Below are 18,076 nucleotides of genomic sequence, written 5' to 3'. Positions count from 1 at the left end.
CAGCTGTGACCCATCCATGGGACATTCCCAGCAACATTCCGAGGGAGAGGGCGAAGCGCACAGACCAATTTTGTATCGAGGTAAACATCTCTGTTTTCGTGGACTTCCGTTGTCATCATTGACACCGATCAAGGCTTTGGTTGATGTCCAGCCGTCGTGATTCCGCCAGCCATTGCTTTGCCTTTGAACAGGACTTCATCGGCAACTGGCGCTGCATTCCCCTGTGTGTGCGACGCAAATTGGATCTGTGTGGGGTGAAGTTAAAGCTCAACCACTGGCTTGAACTTTCCCATGAGCAACGTCAAGCCCTGGTGGATTGGCCGGATGCAGATGATGCTCTCGAGCAGCTTTGCCAACACCTGCGCGATTGCACGAGCCCCATGGCCGATGGCATGGCCAAGGATCTGCCACCGGTGAGCGGTGCCCCCTGGCAACAGCTGGCCGAGCTGCCCGCTGTGGTGCAGGAGGCCGCCACAGTGCGGGGTGTGGTGCTGACCCTGGAGCAATGGACCCAGCTCAGTGAGCTGGAGCGCTTTGCCTTGTGCAAGTTGGCCCGGCCGGGGCACGATCATCACAACCTTGAGGCAGCCTTCAGCGAAGTGCTGGTGTGAGCAGTCGGCGCAGGGCTTCCAGCTTTCCTTTCTGCTGCTCAACGGGCTTCACCACCGAGACGGCCGGAGCCACGATCACCGCGCAGGCCTTGAGTTCCGGCTGCTTCGATACTGGGCAGGCCTCGTCGTGCATCAGGGTATTGGCCTCGCAGGCCTTCTCCTGGGTGAATCCCCAGTGCATTGGCAGAAAGACCGATCCACGCCGAATGCGATCGGTGACCTTCACGGTGGCGGTGAGGTGACCGCGGCGCGAGCTGATCGCTGCTAGTTCGCCGTTACGCAGTTTTAGATCCTGAGCGTCACCGGGGTGAATCTCCAGCAGCGGCTCGGGATGCTGTTTCATCAGCCGTTCCACCTTCCCTGTGCGGGTCATGGTGTGCCACTGCCCCAGATAGCGGCCCACCGTCAGTACCAGGGGGTAGGTCTCGCAGGGGGGCTCCGCCAGCCCGAGCGGTTGATCGGTGCTGAAGCGGGCGCGCTTGTTCGGGGTGGGGAATTGATGGTCTTCGTAGAGGCGTTTCGCCGTTGCGCTGGGGGTGCTGCCGTGGGGGTATGGCCACTGCTGTGGACCGTCCTGTTCAAGCAGTGCATGGCTCAGGCCACTGACGTCACAGAGGCGCCCTCGGGTCAGTTCGGTGAATTCGGCGTAAACCGCGGCCGCTGAATCAAAGCTGAATTGTTCGGAGTAGCCCAAGCGGCGTCCCACGTCAGCGAACACCTCCCAGTCGGGCCGGCTTTCGCCGAAGCTGCGTCGATAGGCCGGGCAATAGGTCACCCGTCGTTCGGAATTGGTCATGGCACCGGCCTTCTCACTCCACTGGGCTGCGGGCAGAAGCAGGTGGGCGTAATGGGACGTTTCCGAGTCGGCATAGGCCTCGCTCACAACCACCAGCGGGCACTTGTTCATGGCTGACTTCACCCGGTCGAGATCCGGGAGGCTGACCAAGGGGTTGGTAGCGGCTACCCACCACAGATCCAGCGCGCCCTGTTCCATCGCTTCGATCTGTTGCCAGGCCGCCAATCCAGGTGTGGCGTTGATGCGTCCTTCAGGCAGCCGCCAGGCTTGTTCCACTTCGGCACGGTGGTCAGCGTTGGCGACCAAGCGGTAGCCCGGCAGCAGATGTGCCAAGCCTCCGGCCTCGCGCCCGCCCATGGCATTCGGCTGGCCGGTGAGGGAAAACGGGCCCGCTCCTTCTTTGCCGATCTGGCCGGTGAGCAGATGCAGATTGATCAACCCCTGCACCACTGCTGTTCCTTCACGGCGTTGGTTCACCCCCATGGACCAGAGGCTGAGCACCTTTTCGCGCCGGTGGAACAGAGAGGCCACTTCCCGCAGGCGTTTTTCGGGGATGTTGCAGAACAGGGCAACCCGCCTCGGTGTCCAGCGGGCGGCGACGTCAAAAAAGGCGTCGTAATTCTCGGTATGGTCGTCGATGAAAGCTGGATCCTGGCCGTTCTCGCGGAGCACCAGGTGGGCAATGCCGTGAAGCAGAGCCAGGTCGCTGCCCGGTGCAATTGGCAAGTGGATATCGGCGGCTTTGGCGGTGTCGGTGCGACGGGGATCCACCACCACGATGGTGACGCTGCCGGGGTTTTTTCGTTTCCGCTTCAGAAGACGCTGGAACAGCACCGGGTGGCACTCGGCGGTGTTGGTGCCGATCAGAAACGCCACCGAGCAGTGGTCGAGATCCTCGTAGCTGCAGGGAGGACCATCGGACCCCAGGCTGCGGGTGTAGCCCGCCACTGCTGAGCTCATGCACAGCCGCGAATTGGCATCGAAATTGTTGGTGCCCAGTGCCCCTTTCAGCAGTTTCTGGGCCAGGTAGTAATCCTCTGTGTGGAATTGGCCGGAGCCGTACATGGCGATGCCATCGGCATTGCCGCGCCGGGTCACGCTTGCCTGAATTTGTCCGGTGATTTTGTCGAGGGCCTCGTCCCAGCTGATCGGCGCGAAGTCGTCCTCGAGGGTTGCGCGGAACAGGGGTTGGCGCAGGCGGCCTGGGGCCAGGGTTTCGCCGACGGTGGCGCCCTTGATGCAGACCTGGCCAAGGCTGGAGGGGTGCTCGCGGTCGCCGCGGGCCGTCCACATTGGATTGCCTTCACCATCCCGCTTCACGGCTTGACCCTTCACAGCAGGAGGGAGCAGCTCCAGGCCACAGCCCACTCCGCAGTAGGGGCACTGGCTGCGCACGCTGCGGGGGGAGTTGACCATGCAAGAACCAAAAAAGAACAAAACCCGGAGCCGAAGCTCCGGGTCGTTGTGCAGCGACATGGTGCTGCGGAGGGAGATGGATCAGGCGGTTTCGCCTTCGTGCAGGTCTGCGAAGGACCCCTTGGGCTCTTTCAGGAAGAAGAAGCAGAAGAAGGCCACGACTAGACCAGCTACTCCCAGGATCTGGAAGAAGGCACTGTTGGAAGCTGCGATCACCTCGGGGGTGGGTTCGCCGCCGCCGCCCATCCACATCGGCAGGAGGCTGAAGATGGTCAGGTAGGTCACAGCACCAACGTTGCCGTAGGCACCGACCAGACCGGCCACCTGACCGGTGACGCGACGCTTGACCAGGGGCACCAGCGCGAAGGTGGCGCCTTCACCGGACTGCACGAAGAAGGAGGCGAGCATGGTGATCACCACGGCAACCGCAATGCCGGTGGTGCCGCTGAAGGTGCCCGGCTTGATCATGCTCATCACCAGGTAGCCCACGCCGAGACCGGCGGTGAGGAAGCCCATGGTGTTCTTGCGGCTGCCGACGCGGTCGGAGATCAGACCGCCAGCAGGGCGGGCCACCAGGTTCACGAAAGCGAAGCAGGACGCCAGGATTCCCGCGGTGGCCTTCGGCAGATCGAAGGTGGTTTCAAAGAAGGTGGGCAGCATCGAAACCACGGCCAGTTCGGAGCCGAAGTTCACGATGTAGGTGAGCTCGAGGATCGCCACCTGGCGGAACTCATAGCGGTCTTCTTTGGGATAAACCTTGTTGCCGAGGATCAGGTCGCGGTTGGTGCGGATGATTCCCCAGGTCTGAAACGCAAACCAGACGGCGACGGCACCGAGGGCCAGCGGGTAGGTGGCAGCGGTGAGGAAGCCCACCTTGCCGAGACGCCAGCAGAGCACGCAGAGGATGGCTGCGAAGGGCACGTTCATGCCGAGCAGACCCCAGAAGTCGCGCATGGAGGTGACTTCCAGGCCTGCGGTCTTCTCAGGACGCTGGTACGTCTTGCCGGGGGGTGTATCGGTGACGTTGAAGAAGTAGAAGAAGCCGTAGGCAGCCGAAACGATGCCGGTGAGGGCGATCGCACCGCGCCAGTTCAGAACAGCACCGGTCGGCAGTTCGAACCCACCGGAGAAGGAGAGGAAGCCGGCGAGGGCCACCATCGTGAGGGCGGAGAAGGCGGAACCGAAGTTGCCCCAGCCGCCGTAGATGCCTTCCGCGAGGCCGATTTCCTTGGGCGGGAACCACTCAGCCACCATTCGGATGCCGATCACGAAGCCAGCGCCCACGATGGAGAGCAGCAGACGGGCCACCACCAGTTGGTTGAAGTCCTGAGCGGAGGCAAACAGCAGGCAGGGAAAGGCTGAGAAGACCAGGATCGAGGAATAGGTGACCCTGGGTCCGAATTTGTCCAGAAGCATGCCAATCAGCACGCGAGCCGGGATGGTGAGGGCCACATTGCAGATGGCCACGGTGCGGATCTGACCAACGGTTAATCCGAGGTCTGCTTTAACGGTGGTGGCCAGAGGGGCCAGGTTGAACCAGACCACGAAGGTCAGGAAGAAGGCGATCCAGGTCAGGTGAAGGGTTCGATACCTGCCCTGGAACGACCAGAGGTCGCCAAGCATTGAGAAGAAGAAATGAAACCTCGGGCGTCAAAACGAAGGGTGCCCGGGGATGGCAAAACGGTCGAAAAGAAGATCCGTTTAACTCGCGCAGTTAATCAACTCGTTGGGCCTTTGTTTGGTCAGATTGGTTACCAATTGCTGTTTTTGTGTTCCTAAGCAAACATCAATGGAGCTGATTGCTTGGATCAGGTCTTCTTGTATATGGATGATTTGGTAGCGGTTGCAACTTTGTCGAGCGGTTGGTCTTTGCTGGTGCAGATTGTTGATCGGCGATGTGAATCAAGGCTTGCGGGTTTGTTTGCTCAGTGGCGGAGACAGTCGTCGCATGGGGCGTGACAAGGCGTTGTTGCCGCATCCATCGGGTGGTGTCTGGCTCACCGCATTGGTCGATCAGCTGCTTCCTCTGGGGTATCCGGTGCAAGTGTTGAGTCGCCATCGCGAGCATGCAGAGGTGCTGGGGCTCCGACCCGGGTGTTCCGTTCTGTTGGAGCCCCCTCCCTGGAATGGCCCTCTGCAGGCGCTTGCCAAGGTTCTGCCCCCGCTACCCGGGGAGGCGTTGCTGGTTCTCCCGGTGGACATGCCGCGCTTGCGGACGGCCGTTTTTCATCAGCTCATTGCGGCTTGGAACCGTGCTCCTGAGCATGCGGCGGTGGCCCATGACGGGCAACGGCTGCAGCCGTTGCTGGCGGTGATTCCTTCGACGTCTCCATTCCGCTCCTGTCTTGATCAGCAACTGCAACGTGGAGAGTTGCGCTGGATGGACTGGTTGACCCGTGTTCCCTATCGATCGGTCCCTCTGCCTGCAGAGGCTCTGCTGAATGCCAACTGTTCTGCAGATCTGTCAGCGTTGGAAGGATGAGCACCACGCTGCCGCTCGCAGATCGCTTCAACCGGCCCATCGGGGTGCTGCGGCTGTCGCTGACGGCGCGCTGCAATCTCGCCTGTCCGTACTGCTGTCCGGATGTGGAGGAGCCCCCGGGCCTGCTCACGCTTGAGCAGCAGATACGCGTTATTCGCGTGGCCTCGCGCCTCGGGGCACAAACCCTGCGTCTTACGGGTGGAGAGCCGTTGTTGAGCCGGCGCTTGTTGCCTTTGTTGGAGGCGGTGACGCAGGCCCGGCGGGATCGTTGGGATCCGATGGCCGGTCTTCAGACTGTGGCGCTGACCAGTAACGGGGTGCTGCTGTCGGAACCGATGGCTTGCGCGTTGCGTGCCGCAGGGCTGGATCGCATCACCATCAGCCTGGATGCAGCGGAAGGGGATGCAGCGGCGCGCATGGCTGGTCTCCAGGGTGGCGCCGTGGCTGGGGACCGCCTGGTGGGCCAGGTGCAGGACGGTATCGCGGCGGCCCGCGCCGCTGGTTTTGATCCCTCATGCGGTGAGCTCAAGCTCAATGCCGTGATCCAACGGGGGATCAATGACGATCAGCTGTTGCCCTTGGCCGGCTTGGCGCGGCAGCAGGGGATCGAGCTGCGTTTGATCGAATACATGGATGTGGGCAACCGCAACCAGTGGTCGCTGGACCAGGTGCTGCCGGCGGCGCAGATGGTGGAGCGCATTCACACCCGTTGGCCCCTTGAGCCTCTGGGTCGCCCGAGGGGTGGGACGGCCTGCCGTTGGAGCTATGGCGATGGAGCTGGATCCATCGGTGTGATCGCCTCCATCAGTGAGCCATTCTGTGGGGATTGCAACCGGTTGCGTGTCACCGCCGATGGACAGGCGTTCACCTGTTTGTTCTCGGCTGATGGCACGGATCTCAAGCCCGCGCTCGTCTCGGAGTCTCGCCTCGAGCAGGCCATGCGCGATCTCTGGCAGCGGCGCCAAGACCGCTACAGCGAGGAGCGTGATCCAGCCGCCGCTGCGTCAACCCATGCCGAGATGGCGTATCTGGGGGGCTGAACCGTCGTGATCGTCACCGTTTTTGCCTGATGCTCCCGGTACAACGGGGCAGCTGAAGGATCCAGAGGGATCCATCGACATGTTTGAACTGCTGGCCTACGAGCGCTTCCGCGACACTCCGTCGGTTCGTTTTTTCGACGTCACCGTGGACACCTCGAATGCACGCGACCTGGTGATTCACAGCGGGCCGGCCGTGTCCCCACCCAACGACCCTGAGAGCGGAGCATGGCAGTTCTATCTGCATCCCCATCAGGAAGACAACCTGCTTGCGGCCAGTGGCGGCAGAACCTTCTTCTTGGTGAACCTGGCCTGGGACCAGCCCTTTCACATCGTTCGGCTGGAGAGTGGTGGTGACATCCTCCGCATCCCCCCCGGCACCTTCCACCGCTCGATTTCCGATCCCAATGGCTCTGTCGTTCTGAACCAGGCGGTTCGTCAGGAAGGCGTCTCTCTTGTGCGGGAATTTCGCGTCTACAACAGCGCCAAGATCCCGGCCTTGATGGCGGCAACCCATATTTCTGCTCTGAAGCCCCAGTTGCACGGGGTGGAACCTCTGCTTCAGGCAGCCTGAACCAGCTTGCGTTGTGAGTTCTCCGGTTCGGAGGCTTCTTCGTTGATCTGAATCTGCCAGTTCAGCTCACTGCTTGTTCCGGGGGGACCGCTGAAGCTGCCGCTTACGGCCGCGGTGAGTTCCGGCTTGGAGGAGGTGGCCAGCACCACATAGCGATCGTTGACCTCCGTGCCGGCACTGGGGTCAAAGCCTCGCCAGCCCGCTCCCGGCAGGTAGACCTCCGCCCAGGCATGGAGGTCGTACTCCTCCGGGGGAGGTTGCTGCAGTTGATAGCCGCTCACGAATCGGGCCGGAAGACCCACTACGCGGCAGCAGGCCACCATCAGCATGGCCAGATCTCGGCAAGAGCCGATCCGCTCGCGCAGGGTTCGGCCCGCTGGCCAGGCCGGCCCCATATGGCGTTGGGTGTATTTCACCCTCTCTTGAATCAGTTCAATGAGTTGCTTCAGAAAGGCCAGGGTCTGTTGGTTGCTGCCCATCAGCGCTTCCTGGGTGAGGTCGATGGCTGCGGGTTCGTGCTGGCCATTCGGCAACCAACCCTTTAGGGCGCCCTGCAGATCGCCGTTGAGTTGCCCCTGCGGGTAGGGCAGTGGAGGTTCGAGTCCGTTGAAGCAGCTTTGCAGCGGTGGTGCCGACCGGGTCTCCACCAGGCTGCGGGCCTCAAAGATCAGTTCATCGGTGCTGCCGAGAAAGCGGAGCCGTTGGATTTCGTCGCCGCTGGCGGCCACCAGTTCCCGACGTTGTTCCGGTTCCGGCAGCACGTAGAGGTGATGGTCCAGCAGGGTCTGGAACCCCTGCCCCCGGGGCCGCAGACAGAGGCGATGCTCCCCCAGATTCACCGGGGCGTCATACCGATACGTCAGGCGGTGAACGATGAGAGCGCGCATGCGGGATCGGTGGGGGTGGAACGGAGGTCAGCGCTGGTGAAGTAGCGGGTCTGGAGCAGGTTGTGGAGTTGGTTGAGGTCCTGTTGAAGCCGGTCAATCGCTTCATGCAGACCGGATTCGATCAGGTTGTCGATCCTTACGTAGCTCCAGCGGGCCAGGAGCTGTCCGCGTAAGCAGTCGAGATCGTCTGGCGTGTCTTGGCTCGGGTGCTGTTGGATCTGTTGCAAGGTGTCGCTGATGCCCTGGAGGCAGTAGCGCACCGACCGAGGAAAGAATGGATCCAGCAGCAAAAAGCGGGCCACCGATGCGGGGCTGATCGCTTGTTGGACGCTTTGGCGGTACATCTGATACGCGCCCGCCGTGCGCAGCAGGGTGATCCACTGCAGTTCATCCAGCACCCCGCCGACCTCCTCGGTGGACGGCAGCAGCAGGAAGTATTTGACGTCGAGGATGCGGGATGTTTTGTCAGCGCGTTCGATCAGACGTCCCAGCTGGCTGAATAGCCAGCTCAGATCGCGGCTCAGTGTGGTGTCGGTGATCCCGTACACAAGCTGGCAGCCGCGGCGGATGATCTGCAGTTGCTCCTGCACGGGTTCCCGCCAGATGTCTTCGTCGTCTTGCAAGCTCCAGTGCAGATCATTGATCTGCTCCCACATTTCCGTGGTGATCACATCCCTGATCTGCCTTGCATTTTCCCGAGCCATCGCAATGCAGCTCACGATGCTGTTGGGATTGCTGCGGTCCAGCAGTAGGAAGCGCACCACTTGTTTGGGAGTGGCATCGGGATAGGCCGCGTCGAAGCGGTTCCGATCTCCTGTCACCTCCACCAACGGCAACCATGGTTCTGCGCTCCCTGGAGGACTGTCCAGCGCCATCGCTTCACTCACTTCCAGAAAACGTGAGACGTTTTCGGCGCGTTCCAGATAGCGGTTGATCCAGTAGAGCGAATCGGCAACGCGACTCAACACGGCACAGCCTCCTTTGGCTGCGGTGCCGACATCCGTTGGTCGTCGACGATCCAGGTGTCCTTACAGCCGCCCCCCTGGGACGAATTCACCACCAGTGAGCCCCGCTTGAGGGCCACGCGCGTCAGCCCACCAGGGCTCACCCAGCTGTTTGAGCCGCGCAGCACATAGGGGCGCAGATCCACGTGGCAGGGATACAGCTCACCGTCACTGAGGGATGGCACGGTGGAGAGCTGCAGTGTGGGCTGCGCGATGAAGTTGCGGGGATTCGCACGGATTTTGGTGTCGAAGTCAGCCAGTTCCGATCGGCTGGCCTGGGGGCCGATCAGCATTCCGTAGCCCCCGGCTTCCGCCACCGATTTCACCACCAGTTGTTCGAGGTGGTCGAGCACATAGCGCTGATCGTCGGGCCGGGCACAGAGATAGGTGGGAACGTTCTCGATGATCGGCTCCTCATCGAGGTAGTAGCGGATCATTGCCGGCACATGGGCGTAGATCAGCTTGTCGTCGGCGACGCCGGTGCCGGGGGCATTGGCGATGGCAACCCGTCCTTGCCTAAGCACGTCGATCAGGCCCGGCACCCCCAGCATCGAGTCCTGCCGGAACACGGTGGGATCGAGAAAATCGTCGTCGATACGGCGGTAGATCACATCCACGGGCTTGAGCCCGTTGGTGCTGCGCATCCACACCCGGCCGTTGTCGCAGACCAGGTCGCGTCCCTCAACCAGTGCAATGCCCATCTGCTGGGCCAGATAGCTGTGTTCGAAATAGGCGCTGTTGAACACCCCGGGCGTCAGGATTGCCACGCGAGGGCTTTCACTCCAGGGCGCCAGGTCCTGAAGGGTGCGCAGCAGATGGGAGGGATAGGCGTCGATCGGTTGAACGGCACGGCCCTCGAACAGGCCAGGGAACAACCGTTTCATCACCCGACGATTCTCGAGGAAGTAGGCCACCCCTGACGGGCAGCGCAGGTTGTCTTCCAGGACACGCCAGGTGCCATTGCCGTCGCGGATCAGGTCGAGTCCGGAGATGTGGCACCAGCGGTTGAGGGGCAGGCTGATGCCCTGCATCTGAGGTCGCCAGCCGGAGGAACTTTCCACGTCTTCCCGCGGGATCACACCGTCCTTGAGGATCTGCTGGGGGCCATAGATGTCGGCGAGGAAGCAGTCGATGGCTTCCAGGCGTTGCAGTAGTCCCCGCTCCAGGTTGATCCAGTCGCTGCGGCCGATCAGTCGGGGCAAGGGATCGAAAGGAAGAATCCGTTCACTGCCCTTCAGGCCGGAATCGTTCAGGCGGAACGTGGCACCGAGGCGACGCAGCAGCTGGCTGGCGGAGGCATGACTGCGGTTGAGCTCGGGCAATCCCATCTGCCCCAGCGATGCAAGCAGCGTTGCCAGATCGTCGCGAGGCCTCGCCGTTTCACTGCAGAAATATTCGTCGAACCCGACCGTGGGTTTGTAGTCGGTGAACATTCCGATGGTCTGGGCACATTTCATCCAAGGCGTCGCCCCAACCCCCTCGGGTTGTAGTTGCTACATATTCCGCAATTTCAGGTGACAGGGCGCTGATTGCTTGATGTTTGCGTATCCGAAGGCACCTGAATCGAGGGCGAAGGGCCAGGCGGGGAAGACTCCTTTGCTTATCTGTTTCTGGAGTTCAAAGGGTCTTCGCTTTGGATGAATTGCTCTGGGCGCGACTGATCTTTGCCCTCGGTGCAGCCGTAACCGTGGCAACTGTGGTGATGATTCTGCGCGGACATCTTTATTGGAACCGCAGGGGGTCGACGGATGTCCGCTGACTCGGTTCCCTTCCTCCAGCCCGGGATCGCCTGGGCGCTGGTGGTGTTGTTCTCCGTTCTCTGGGTTGCCCTCGGGATTGCTTGGGGTCGGCGCGGTCAAGGCAATGCCGATGACTACATGCTGGCGGGGCGCAACATCGGGCTGGCCCTGAGCACCGCCACGTTGATGGCCTCCTGGGTCACCGGCAACACCACGTTGCTTGCCCCTGAATTCGGCTACAAGACCGGGCTTTGGGGCATGTTCAGCTATGCCCTGGCAGGGCTTGGACTGATCCTGTTTGCCCCCCTGGCTTCGCGGATCAAGCAGCTGATGCCCAACGGGCGCACCAGCGGCGATTTCATTCGGTTGCGTTACGGGCGCCTGGCGTGGTGGGTGTTCATGGTGATCACCGCTATTTACACCCTGGGTTTTCTGATGACCCAGGCGATGGGTGCCGGACTGCTGCTGCAGGCCCTTTCAGGCTTCAATTACCACGTGGGGATGGTGGTGGTGATTGGTGTCGCCACGCTTTACACCCTGTTCGGCGGGATGCGGGCCGTGATCGGCACCGATTTCATCCAGTCGCTTTTGATCATGGTGCTGCTGGCGGTGGTGGCGGTGCTCGCCTTCCGGCAATTCCCGATGCCCGAGGTGCATGCCTCGTTGCTCGCCCGGCATCCCGATCGGCTCGATCTGCTGTTGCCTGCCGGTTTGTTGATCGCGTGGAATTCCGCCCTGTTCTCGATGGGCGAGGTGTTTCACAACAACATCTGGTGGTCTCGGGTTTTCGCAAGCCGTCGCTCGGTGGTGATGACGTCATTTGTGTTGGGGGGGGTCGCCTGGATGAGCGTGCCGATGGTGACGGGCTCCATCGGCCTGGTGGCCTTGGCGCGTGAGTTGCCTCTCGAGCAAGTGAACATGGTGTTTCCAGTGATGGCGGCTGATCTGCTTGGAGCCGGCGGCGCTGCTCTGGTGTTTGTGGTGGTGTTTGCGTCGCTCACCTCCACCCTGGATTCGCTGTTGGCATCCACCGCCGATCTTCTGGCGGAGGATGTGTACTTCCGCCTGTTGCGGCCCCAAGCCAGTGACCTGCAGCTGAAGCAGGCTGCGCGGCTGATGGTGGTGGGGTTGGCGGTCGTCACGCTGGCGCTGTCCTGGCCGCGGCTGGATTCTTTGGCGTCGGTGCTGTTCTTCACCGGTGCCCTGGTGGCCTCCACGGTCTGGCCTGTGGCCTGCGGCCTGTACTGGCGCACGGCCAATCGCACGGCTGCCATTGCGGCCATGCTCGCCGGCAGCGTTGTTGGCCTGCTCGCTTATGTGCTGATAGCGCCTTACTGCGCCGCTGTGTTTTCGGCGGCCGTGTCAGCAGTCGTGATGCTGATCGGCAGTCGCACGTGGCCGGAACGGTTTGACTTCACTTTGTTGCAGGAGGAGGGATGATCCAAAGTCTTCTTTTGATGACCAGCCTCGTTGGACTCTCCGGTTTTCAGTTTCTGCTGGTGGCCAGTCAGCTTGCCTTGGTGTTGTCTGTGTTCGTCTTGTTACTGATTTGGTGGGTTGAGTGGCGGAACGGTCGTGTGTGGTGACGGCTGCAAGTGTTAGTAACCAGCTGAACATTTTTTCGGGATCTTTGCTTAAGAACCTGCTTCTTTGTGGACGAAGGGGTGTTGTTGTTGTTACCGGTAAAAGATGTAGTTCCTGGATTTAGCACTTGGTTTGGCAAACAGAGTGTTGATCTGATCCCGCTATGGCACAGGCCAATTCAGCAGTTGTGGACGCCACGTCGGTACAGATTCGGTTTCAGCCGATGGGTCCCGATGTCTATGGCCAGAACCAACCCCAGGAGCTGCTGGCTGCGATTGCCGAGGACGGAGAGCCGTTGCTGGATCTGGTGAATCAGCATGTGGTGTCGATCCAACCGTTTCGACCCGAGGCCTTGTTGCAGGTGTTTCGGCTGGCGGCGAAGTTCGAGAGCAATCCAGATCGGTATTGCCGTCACAACACGCCCCTGACCGGCAAGATTCTGATCAACGCGTTTTACGAGCCGAGCACCCGCACCCGCCTGTCTTTTGACAGCGCTTGGCATCGTCTTGGTGGCAGCTCGATCAACATCACCGACAGGGCAACCACGGGGATTGCCAAAGGCGAGTCTCTGGAAGATGTCGCCCACATGTTCAACAACTACGGCGATTGCGTGGTGCTACGGGACAGCGATCCCGGTGCTGTTTATGCGATGACGTCAACCCTGCGGATTCCCATCATCAATGCAGGCAATGGCATTGATGAACATCCGACTCAGGCGATGGCGGATCTGTACACGATCTTCAAGTGGCGTCCCAAGCTCGCTGAAGTTGAGGTGGCTGCGGCTGATCGGATTCGCATCGGAATCGTCGGGATTCCATCCCGGATGCGAACGGTTCGCTCACTGCTGAGGATCCTGGCCAAATTCCCGCAGACCGTGGATGAGGTGGTGGTGATCCATGCTCCCGGGCTCGATTCGGATCTGCAGCTGTTTGACCCAGGGCAGTTGGAGGAGCTCGAAGCTTGTGGAATGAAGGTGCGCTGCAGCACCGATCTTCAGGCTGAAGTGCCCGATTTGGATGTCATTTATATCAACGCCATCGCCTGGATTGGCGATACCTATGAAGTGCACGGTGGCGGATTTCGCCTCACCCGCGATATGCCGTTCAAGCCTGAAGCGATCGTGCTCCACCCCTTGGCACGGGGAGCGGAACTGAGCACCTGCCTGGATGACACACCCCACAACTGGTACTTCAGCCAGGCCAGGGGAGCTGTGTTCCTGCGGATGGCACTTCTCACCTGCATGGTGAACCGGGCCGAACGCGTCATGGATGTCGTCTGAGCGAGCGTTATGTGCGGAATCGGAGGTGTTTTCAATGCTGACTGTCGTCAGACGGTGGACCGCCAGCTGCTGGTCAACATGGCGGCGATCCAGGCCCATCGCGGGCCCGACGGCTTCGGCGTCGAGGTGCTTGATCAGGCTGGTGTTGGTTTCTGCCATGCCCGCCTCTCGATCATCGATCTGAACGAGTCACGTGGCCGTCAGCCCTTTCTCACCGATGACGGTGAGGTGCTGATGGCGCACAACGGCGAGTTCTACGACTTTCAGCGCATCAGGGCGGACCTCACCGCCCAAGGGGTGCGATTTAGCAGCAAGAGCGATTCCGAGATCCTGCTCCGGCTCTACCAGCGCCAGGGATTGGAGGCGACTCTGCCCTTGTTGCGCGGGGAATTTGCCTTCGCATTGTTTGATCGTGTGGAGGATTGCCTCTACCTGGTGCGGGATCGCTTCGGCATCAAACCGCAGTACTGGGTGATGACGCCTGAGGGTCTGGTGTTTGGTTCCGAGTTGAAGGTGCTGTTCGCGCATCCGGCGGTGGAGCGGCGCTTTACCTCAGAAGGTCTGTTCCACCAGTTGATGCAGACCATGGTTCCTGGCACCACGGCTTTTGCTGGGGTGCACCAGGTGCAGCCTGGCCATGTGCTGAAGGTGCAACGTGCGAACGGGCGGCTGGAGGTGTCGGAGTCGACCTACTGGGATGTCGACTTTCCGCGTCAGGATCAGCGCGATCGCCGCCTCACGGAGGCCGACCACATCGCTGCAGTTCGTGCGGCTTTGCTGGAGGCCGTCGAGCTGCGCATGGTGGCCGACGTGCCTGTGGGCTGTTATCTGTCCGGTGGCATCGACAGTTGTTCGATTCTCGGTTTGGCGTCAGCTGTCAGCCAGGCACCGGTGAAGGCGTTCACGATCGGATTCGATGACGCCCGTTACGACGAGTCGCCGATTGCCCAGGAGATGGCTGAGGCCACGGGGGCTGAGCAGGATCTGATGCGTCTGTCGGGCCAAGAGCTTTATGGCCATATGGAGCGCACCATCTGGCATGCGGAGCGAACGATCTACAACACGTTGGCGGTGGCGAAGTTCTTGATGAGTCGCCATGTCAACGATGTTGACTACAAGGTCGTGATGACCGGTGAAGGGTCAGATGAGTTGTTCGGCGGTTATCCCGCCTTTCGCCGCGACATGTTCCTGCACGGTCTGGATGACCTGCCTCAGGAGGAGCGCGATACCTGGGAAAGCCTGCTTCAGCAGTCGAATGCCCTGGTGCAGGGAGCGATGTTGGCTGAAAACCAGGTCGACGATCCAGACCTGGATGCGGTGGTTGGCTTCACCCCCAGTTGCCTGCAGCCGTGGCTGGCCTGCGCGCCCTTGGTGCCGGAGCTTCTGGCGGAGTCTCATGCTGCAGCTCTGCAGGATTACTCCCCGGGTAAAGCGATTGCGGCGCAATTGGATGCGGATCAACTGGACGGGCGCCATGCCCTCGACAAGGCGCAGTACGTCTGGATCAAAACCATGTTGGAGGGCCAGATTTTGACCTGGGGTGGTGATCGGGTCGACATGGCCAATTCCATGGAGGCGCGACCGGCATTTTTGGATCACCATCTGGCCGCTGTTGCCGTGCAAGTGCCTCCCGAACTGCGTATTAAGGGCAAAACCGAGAAATACGTGCTGCGGGAAGCCATGGCGGGTTTGTTGCCCGAGGTGTTGTATCGGCGAGAGAAGTTCGCCTTCATGGCGCCGCCTGCCCACACGGAGCCCGAGAAGTGGGCGCAGATGAAGCAACTCGCTGATGACTACCTCAGTGATGAGGCGATTGATGCCGCTGGTTTATTGAGCAAAGCCGGCGTACGCGCCTTGTTTTCGCGTCATGAGGACCCAGCCACCACCGATGCGGAGCGTGTGCAGATGGATGCCGTGATCAATCATCTGCTGGGTGTGCAAATGCTGCACCGGATGTTTGTGGCTGAAGACGTGCCCGCCCTGGCCCGTCGGGAGGCCGACCGCCTTGGATGGCGGGTGCTGATGCCCGTTTGAATTCTTTGATCAGGGTTAAATCGTTGCACTAGCTACACGCCAATCGGTTGATTCAGGTCAAGATGACGAACCCTTTGAACTGAAGGTCACGGCATTGCCATCGCTCATCTCGGCGTCTCCGACCACCCCTGCATCGAGGGTCGAGCCAGTCGAAGTTGCGACGCGTGCAAACCGTGATCGTTTGGTCGGATCAATTCAGCAGCTGGCCAGCATTGGTTCCAAGCCGGATGGCAGCGTCTGTCGACGGGGGTTTTCGGCTGAAGACGTCCAGGGCCGTGAGTTGCTGGCCAGTTGGATGAAGCAGCTGGGCATGCAGGTTCGTGTTGATGCCGCTGGCAATTTGATCGGGCGTCTTGACGGCCTCGAGCCACATCGTCCTGCTTTGGTGACCGGGTCACACCTCGACACCGTTCCCACAGGCGGACGTTTCGATGGAGCCTTGGGTGTTCTTGCAGGTCTCGAAGCTTGCCGAGCTCTTCAAGACAAGGGCATGCGGCTGCGGCATGGAATCGAGTTGATCGCCTTTGCCGACGAGGAGTCGACCATGGTGGGTTGCAAGGGTTTGGCGGGCACGGCCTCCACTGATCCGGAGAGTTACGCCACCAGCAATGGCCAGCCGATTCAGGAGAACCTGGCACGCATCGGGGGGCATTGGCCGTCATTGGCCTCCGCCCGCCGCTCCGATGAGGCTTACGCCGCTTTCCTGGAATTGCATGTTGAGCAGGGCGGTGTTCTCGAGCAACGCGGTGATGCCATCGGTGTTGTGGAGGGTGTCGTCGGTCAGCGCCGGTTCAGCATCAATGTGCAGGGACAGGCCAACCATGCCGGCACTACACCGATGGGTCTGCGACAGGACGCCCTCGTGGCGGCGTCGCGCATTGTTCTCGCTGTCGAGGCCATGGCCTCCAGTCATCCAGGAGATCCTGTGGCGACGGTGGGCCGTCTTGAGGTTTGGCCCAATGCCGCCAACGTCGTCCCTGGTGCTGTCTCCCTGACAGTTGATTTAAGGGATGTGGATCGACGTGTGCTCGATCAATTGGTGGAGGAGTTGATGCAGCAGGTCGAAAGCATCGGTGCTGAAACGGGCTGCCCGATTTCGGTGGACCCACAGTTCAGTGTTGATCCCACCCCTGCTGATGCTGTGGTGATGGCGACGATTGCAGAAGCCGCTGCCGACCTCGGTCTGTCCCACAGCCATCTCCCCAGCCGCGCCAGCCATGATGCGCAGGAAGTCGGTCGCCGTTGGCCGATGGGCATGATCTTTGTCCCCAGCCGGGGTGGTTTGAGTCATTCCGCTGCGGAGTTCACCAGCGATGAACAGTGCTGGGCGGGCACTGCGGTGCTGCTCGAAACGTTGCTGCGGCTTGACCGTCAGCTGCCGTGACTTTTTCGATCCTGGCCCGTGATCCCAACAACGGCCGCTTTGGCGTGGCTGTTGCCACCTGTCATCTGGCCGTTGGATCCACCGTGCCCCACATCCGCGCCGGAGTTGGCGCTGTGGCGACCCAGGCCCACACCAATCCCTATCTGGGGATCTGTGGCCTTGAACGCCTGGAGCAGAGTTCGGATGCCGAGAGTGTTCTGGCCAGCCTTCTGGCGGATGATCAGCATCGTGACCGGCGTCAGTTTCACCTGATCGATCTGGATGGTCGAACGGCCTGTTGGACGGGGCAGGATTGCGGGGCTTGGGCTGGGCACCGCCATCGGCGTGACCTGTCTGTCGCCGGAAATTGTTTAGTGGACGATGGTGTTGTGGAGGCGATGGAGCAGGCGTATCTCACCAGCGATCCCAGCTGGAAACTTGGTCGTCGCCTGATGGCTGCCCTGCAGGCTGGGGAGGCTGCTGGAGGCGATCACCGCTCCGATTTCTGCACTTCAGCAGCGGTACAGGTGAGTGGTGAAGCTGCCTTTCCGTTGTTGGACCTACGGGTTGATTTCCATGAGCGTGCGGTGGAGCAGTTGATGGAGGTGTATGAGCGCAGCCAGGCCCTTTGGGCTCAGGAGTGGAGGGACGAACTGTCGGAATTGCCAATGCTGAACCGTCTGGTGGCGTAGGGATCAGCCACAGGTCATGTCAAAAAAAGACCCTGCAGTACCGAAGTGTGCAGGGTCTTTTTGAAAGTTTGAAAGATTTGAGATGGCTCAGCTGGGGACGGAGGCTTCCCACTCCACATTCAATCCAGCCTCGCGTGCATCACTGACCAGATCATCGATGCAGTCCATGCCAAAGGCGGCTTGTCCAGACAGCAAGGCATCCCATTCGTTCGCCGGAAAGTGGGTTTGCAGCCAGAACACGCCGTGCACGCTGGAGGGATTCACCTGCACAAGGCCTTTGTCGAGGCGGGAAGTGATGAGATCCAACGTCGTTGCTGAAGCTGGATCTATTACGCCCTAATCCTCGGAACCGGAATGTTCGACTTGCTACAGATTGAGAAGTTGGCCTAGCGCGTGTAGCCCACCCCGCGGTAAACGAGCTGCACCGGAGTGCGGTGGCTGTTGATCTGACGGGCTTGGTACACGTTGCGGCGGTAGACCAGCTGCACACCAGGTTTGCCCTCAGTGGCGTTGCTTTGCTGGTACTGATGCCCGCGATAGAGAAGGGTGGTCATTGGATGGTCCTCGAAGCAAGCTCA

Annotated in this window: 17 protein-coding genes; 10 read left to right on the top strand and 7 right to left on the bottom strand. The window is 60.9% G+C overall.

Annotated elements, in window-relative coordinates; translation table 11 throughout:
* The first annotated feature begins 143 nt into the window (after positions 1 to 143).
* Positions 144 to 611: a nitrate reductase associated protein gene (locus SynPROSU1_RS13540; RefSeq protein WP_186570949.1), complete on the top strand. Its 468-nt coding sequence runs from the start codon at positions 144 to 146 to the stop codon at positions 609 to 611.
* On the opposite strand, the gene SynPROSU1_RS13535 is transcribed toward SynPROSU1_RS13540, so the two are convergent.
* Both SynPROSU1_RS13535 and SynPROSU1_RS13530 read right to left on the bottom strand, forming a co-directional pair.
* Positions 592 to 2,823: a nitrate reductase gene (locus tag SynPROSU1_RS13535; RefSeq protein ID WP_186572421.1), complete on the bottom strand. Its 2,232-nt coding sequence runs from the start codon at positions 2,821 to 2,823 to the stop codon at positions 592 to 594. The genes SynPROSU1_RS13540 and SynPROSU1_RS13535 overlap by 20 nt on opposite strands.
* Positions 2,824 to 2,904: 81 nt before the next feature.
* Positions 2,905 to 4,446: a NarK family nitrate/nitrite MFS transporter gene (locus SynPROSU1_RS13530; protein WP_186570948.1), complete on the bottom strand. Its 1,542-nt coding sequence runs from the start codon at positions 4,444 to 4,446 to the stop codon at positions 2,905 to 2,907.
* Positions 4,447 to 4,711: 265 nt separating this feature from the next.
* Between SynPROSU1_RS13530 and SynPROSU1_RS13525 the strand changes: the two genes are divergently transcribed.
* The 3 genes from SynPROSU1_RS13525 to SynPROSU1_RS13515 all read left to right on the top strand — a co-directional run bounded on the left by SynPROSU1_RS13525 (position 4,712) and on the right by SynPROSU1_RS13515 (position 6,916).
* The gene (locus tag SynPROSU1_RS13525; protein WP_255444917.1) at positions 4,712 to 5,305 is read left to right on the top strand and encodes a molybdenum cofactor guanylyltransferase; all 594 of its coding nucleotides are present in this window, start codon (positions 4,712 to 4,714) and stop codon (positions 5,303 to 5,305) included.
* Positions 5,302 to 6,345 carry a GTP 3',8-cyclase MoaA gene (locus tag SynPROSU1_RS13520; protein ID WP_186570947.1) on the top strand — a complete coding sequence of 348 codons (1,044 nt, stop codon included), beginning with the start codon at positions 5,302 to 5,304 and terminating at the stop codon, positions 6,343 to 6,345. Before SynPROSU1_RS13525 ends, SynPROSU1_RS13520 begins: the two co-directional genes overlap by 4 nt.
* Positions 6,346 to 6,424: 79 nt before the next feature.
* Entirely contained in the window at positions 6,425 to 6,916 is a 492-nt protein-coding gene (locus SynPROSU1_RS13515; RefSeq protein ID WP_186572419.1) for a redox protein, read from the top strand.
* Here the strand turns inward: SynPROSU1_RS13515 and SynPROSU1_RS13510 are convergent.
* The 3 genes from SynPROSU1_RS13510 to SynPROSU1_RS13500 are packed head-to-tail and all read right to left on the bottom strand — an operon-like array spanning position 6,904 to position 10,240.
* Entirely contained in the window at positions 6,904 to 7,803 is a 900-nt protein-coding gene (locus SynPROSU1_RS13510; RefSeq protein ID WP_186570946.1) for a transglutaminase family protein, read from the bottom strand. The two genes, SynPROSU1_RS13515 and SynPROSU1_RS13510, sit on opposite strands and share 13 nt — an antisense overlap.
* Positions 7,776 to 8,771 carry an alpha-E domain-containing protein gene (locus SynPROSU1_RS13505; protein WP_186570945.1) on the bottom strand — a complete coding sequence of 332 codons (996 nt, stop codon included), beginning with the start codon at positions 8,769 to 8,771 and terminating at the stop codon, positions 7,776 to 7,778. Before SynPROSU1_RS13505 ends, SynPROSU1_RS13510 begins: the two co-directional genes overlap by 28 nt.
* Positions 8,765 to 10,240, bottom strand: coding sequence for a circularly permuted type 2 ATP-grasp protein (locus SynPROSU1_RS13500; protein ID WP_186572418.1), 1,476 nt, complete (start codon positions 10,238 to 10,240; stop codon positions 8,765 to 8,767). Before SynPROSU1_RS13500 ends, SynPROSU1_RS13505 begins: the two co-directional genes overlap by 7 nt.
* A 315-nt stretch (positions 10,241 to 10,555) precedes the next feature.
* On the opposite strand from SynPROSU1_RS13500, the gene SynPROSU1_RS13495 reads away from it, so the two are divergent.
* The 6 genes from SynPROSU1_RS13495 to SynPROSU1_RS13475 all read left to right on the top strand — a co-directional run bounded on the left by SynPROSU1_RS13495 (position 10,556) and on the right by SynPROSU1_RS13475 (position 17,498).
* Positions 10,556 to 11,986, top strand: a complete 1,431-nt coding sequence (locus SynPROSU1_RS13495; protein WP_186570944.1) for a sodium:solute symporter family protein — start codon at positions 10,556 to 10,558, stop codon at positions 11,984 to 11,986.
* Positions 11,987 to 12,003: 17 nt separating this feature from the next.
* Positions 12,004 to 12,132, top strand: coding sequence for a hypothetical protein (locus SynPROSU1_RS14105; RefSeq protein WP_255444700.1), 129 nt, complete (start codon positions 12,004 to 12,006; stop codon positions 12,130 to 12,132).
* 161 nt (positions 12,133 to 12,293) lie between these two features.
* A complete protein-coding gene (locus SynPROSU1_RS13490) occupies positions 12,294 to 13,409 on the top strand; it encodes an aspartate carbamoyltransferase (RefSeq protein WP_186570943.1) in 1,116 nt (371 codons plus the stop codon).
* A gap of 9 nt (positions 13,410 to 13,418) precedes the next feature.
* On the top strand, positions 13,419 to 15,443 hold the full coding sequence (asnB, locus tag SynPROSU1_RS13485; RefSeq protein WP_186570942.1) for an asparagine synthase (glutamine-hydrolyzing): 2,025 nt from the start codon (positions 13,419 to 13,421) through the stop codon (positions 15,441 to 15,443).
* 181 nt (positions 15,444 to 15,624) lie between these two features.
* A complete protein-coding gene (locus SynPROSU1_RS13480) occupies positions 15,625 to 16,827 on the top strand; it encodes a Zn-dependent hydrolase (protein WP_370586233.1) in 1,203 nt (400 codons plus the stop codon).
* A complete protein-coding gene (locus tag SynPROSU1_RS13475) occupies positions 16,824 to 17,498 on the top strand; it encodes a DUF1028 domain-containing protein (protein ID WP_186570940.1) in 675 nt (224 codons plus the stop codon). Before SynPROSU1_RS13480 ends, SynPROSU1_RS13475 begins: the two co-directional genes overlap by 4 nt.
* An 87-nt stretch (positions 17,499 to 17,585) precedes the next feature.
* Here SynPROSU1_RS13475 and SynPROSU1_RS13470 read toward each other — a convergent pair whose 3' ends face one another.
* Together SynPROSU1_RS13470 and SynPROSU1_RS13465 are read right to left on the bottom strand one after the other, a co-directional pair.
* Positions 17,586 to 17,804 carry a hypothetical protein gene (locus SynPROSU1_RS13470; protein ID WP_186570939.1) on the bottom strand — a complete coding sequence of 73 codons (219 nt, stop codon included), beginning with the start codon at positions 17,802 to 17,804 and terminating at the stop codon, positions 17,586 to 17,588.
* Between the two features lie 80 nt (positions 17,805 to 17,884).
* The gene (locus SynPROSU1_RS13465; RefSeq protein WP_186570938.1) at positions 17,885 to 18,052 is read right to left on the bottom strand and encodes a DUF4278 domain-containing protein; all 168 of its coding nucleotides are present in this window, start codon (positions 18,050 to 18,052) and stop codon (positions 17,885 to 17,887) included.
* Positions 18,053 to 18,076 lie beyond the last annotated feature (24 nt).

The organism is Synechococcus sp. PROS-U-1 (assembly GCF_014279755.1).
Lineage (GTDB): Bacteria > Cyanobacteriota > Cyanobacteriia > PCC-6307 > Cyanobiaceae > Parasynechococcus.
Note: the sequence above shows the minus strand (reverse complement) of the source record. Positions and strands in the feature narration are given on the sequence as shown.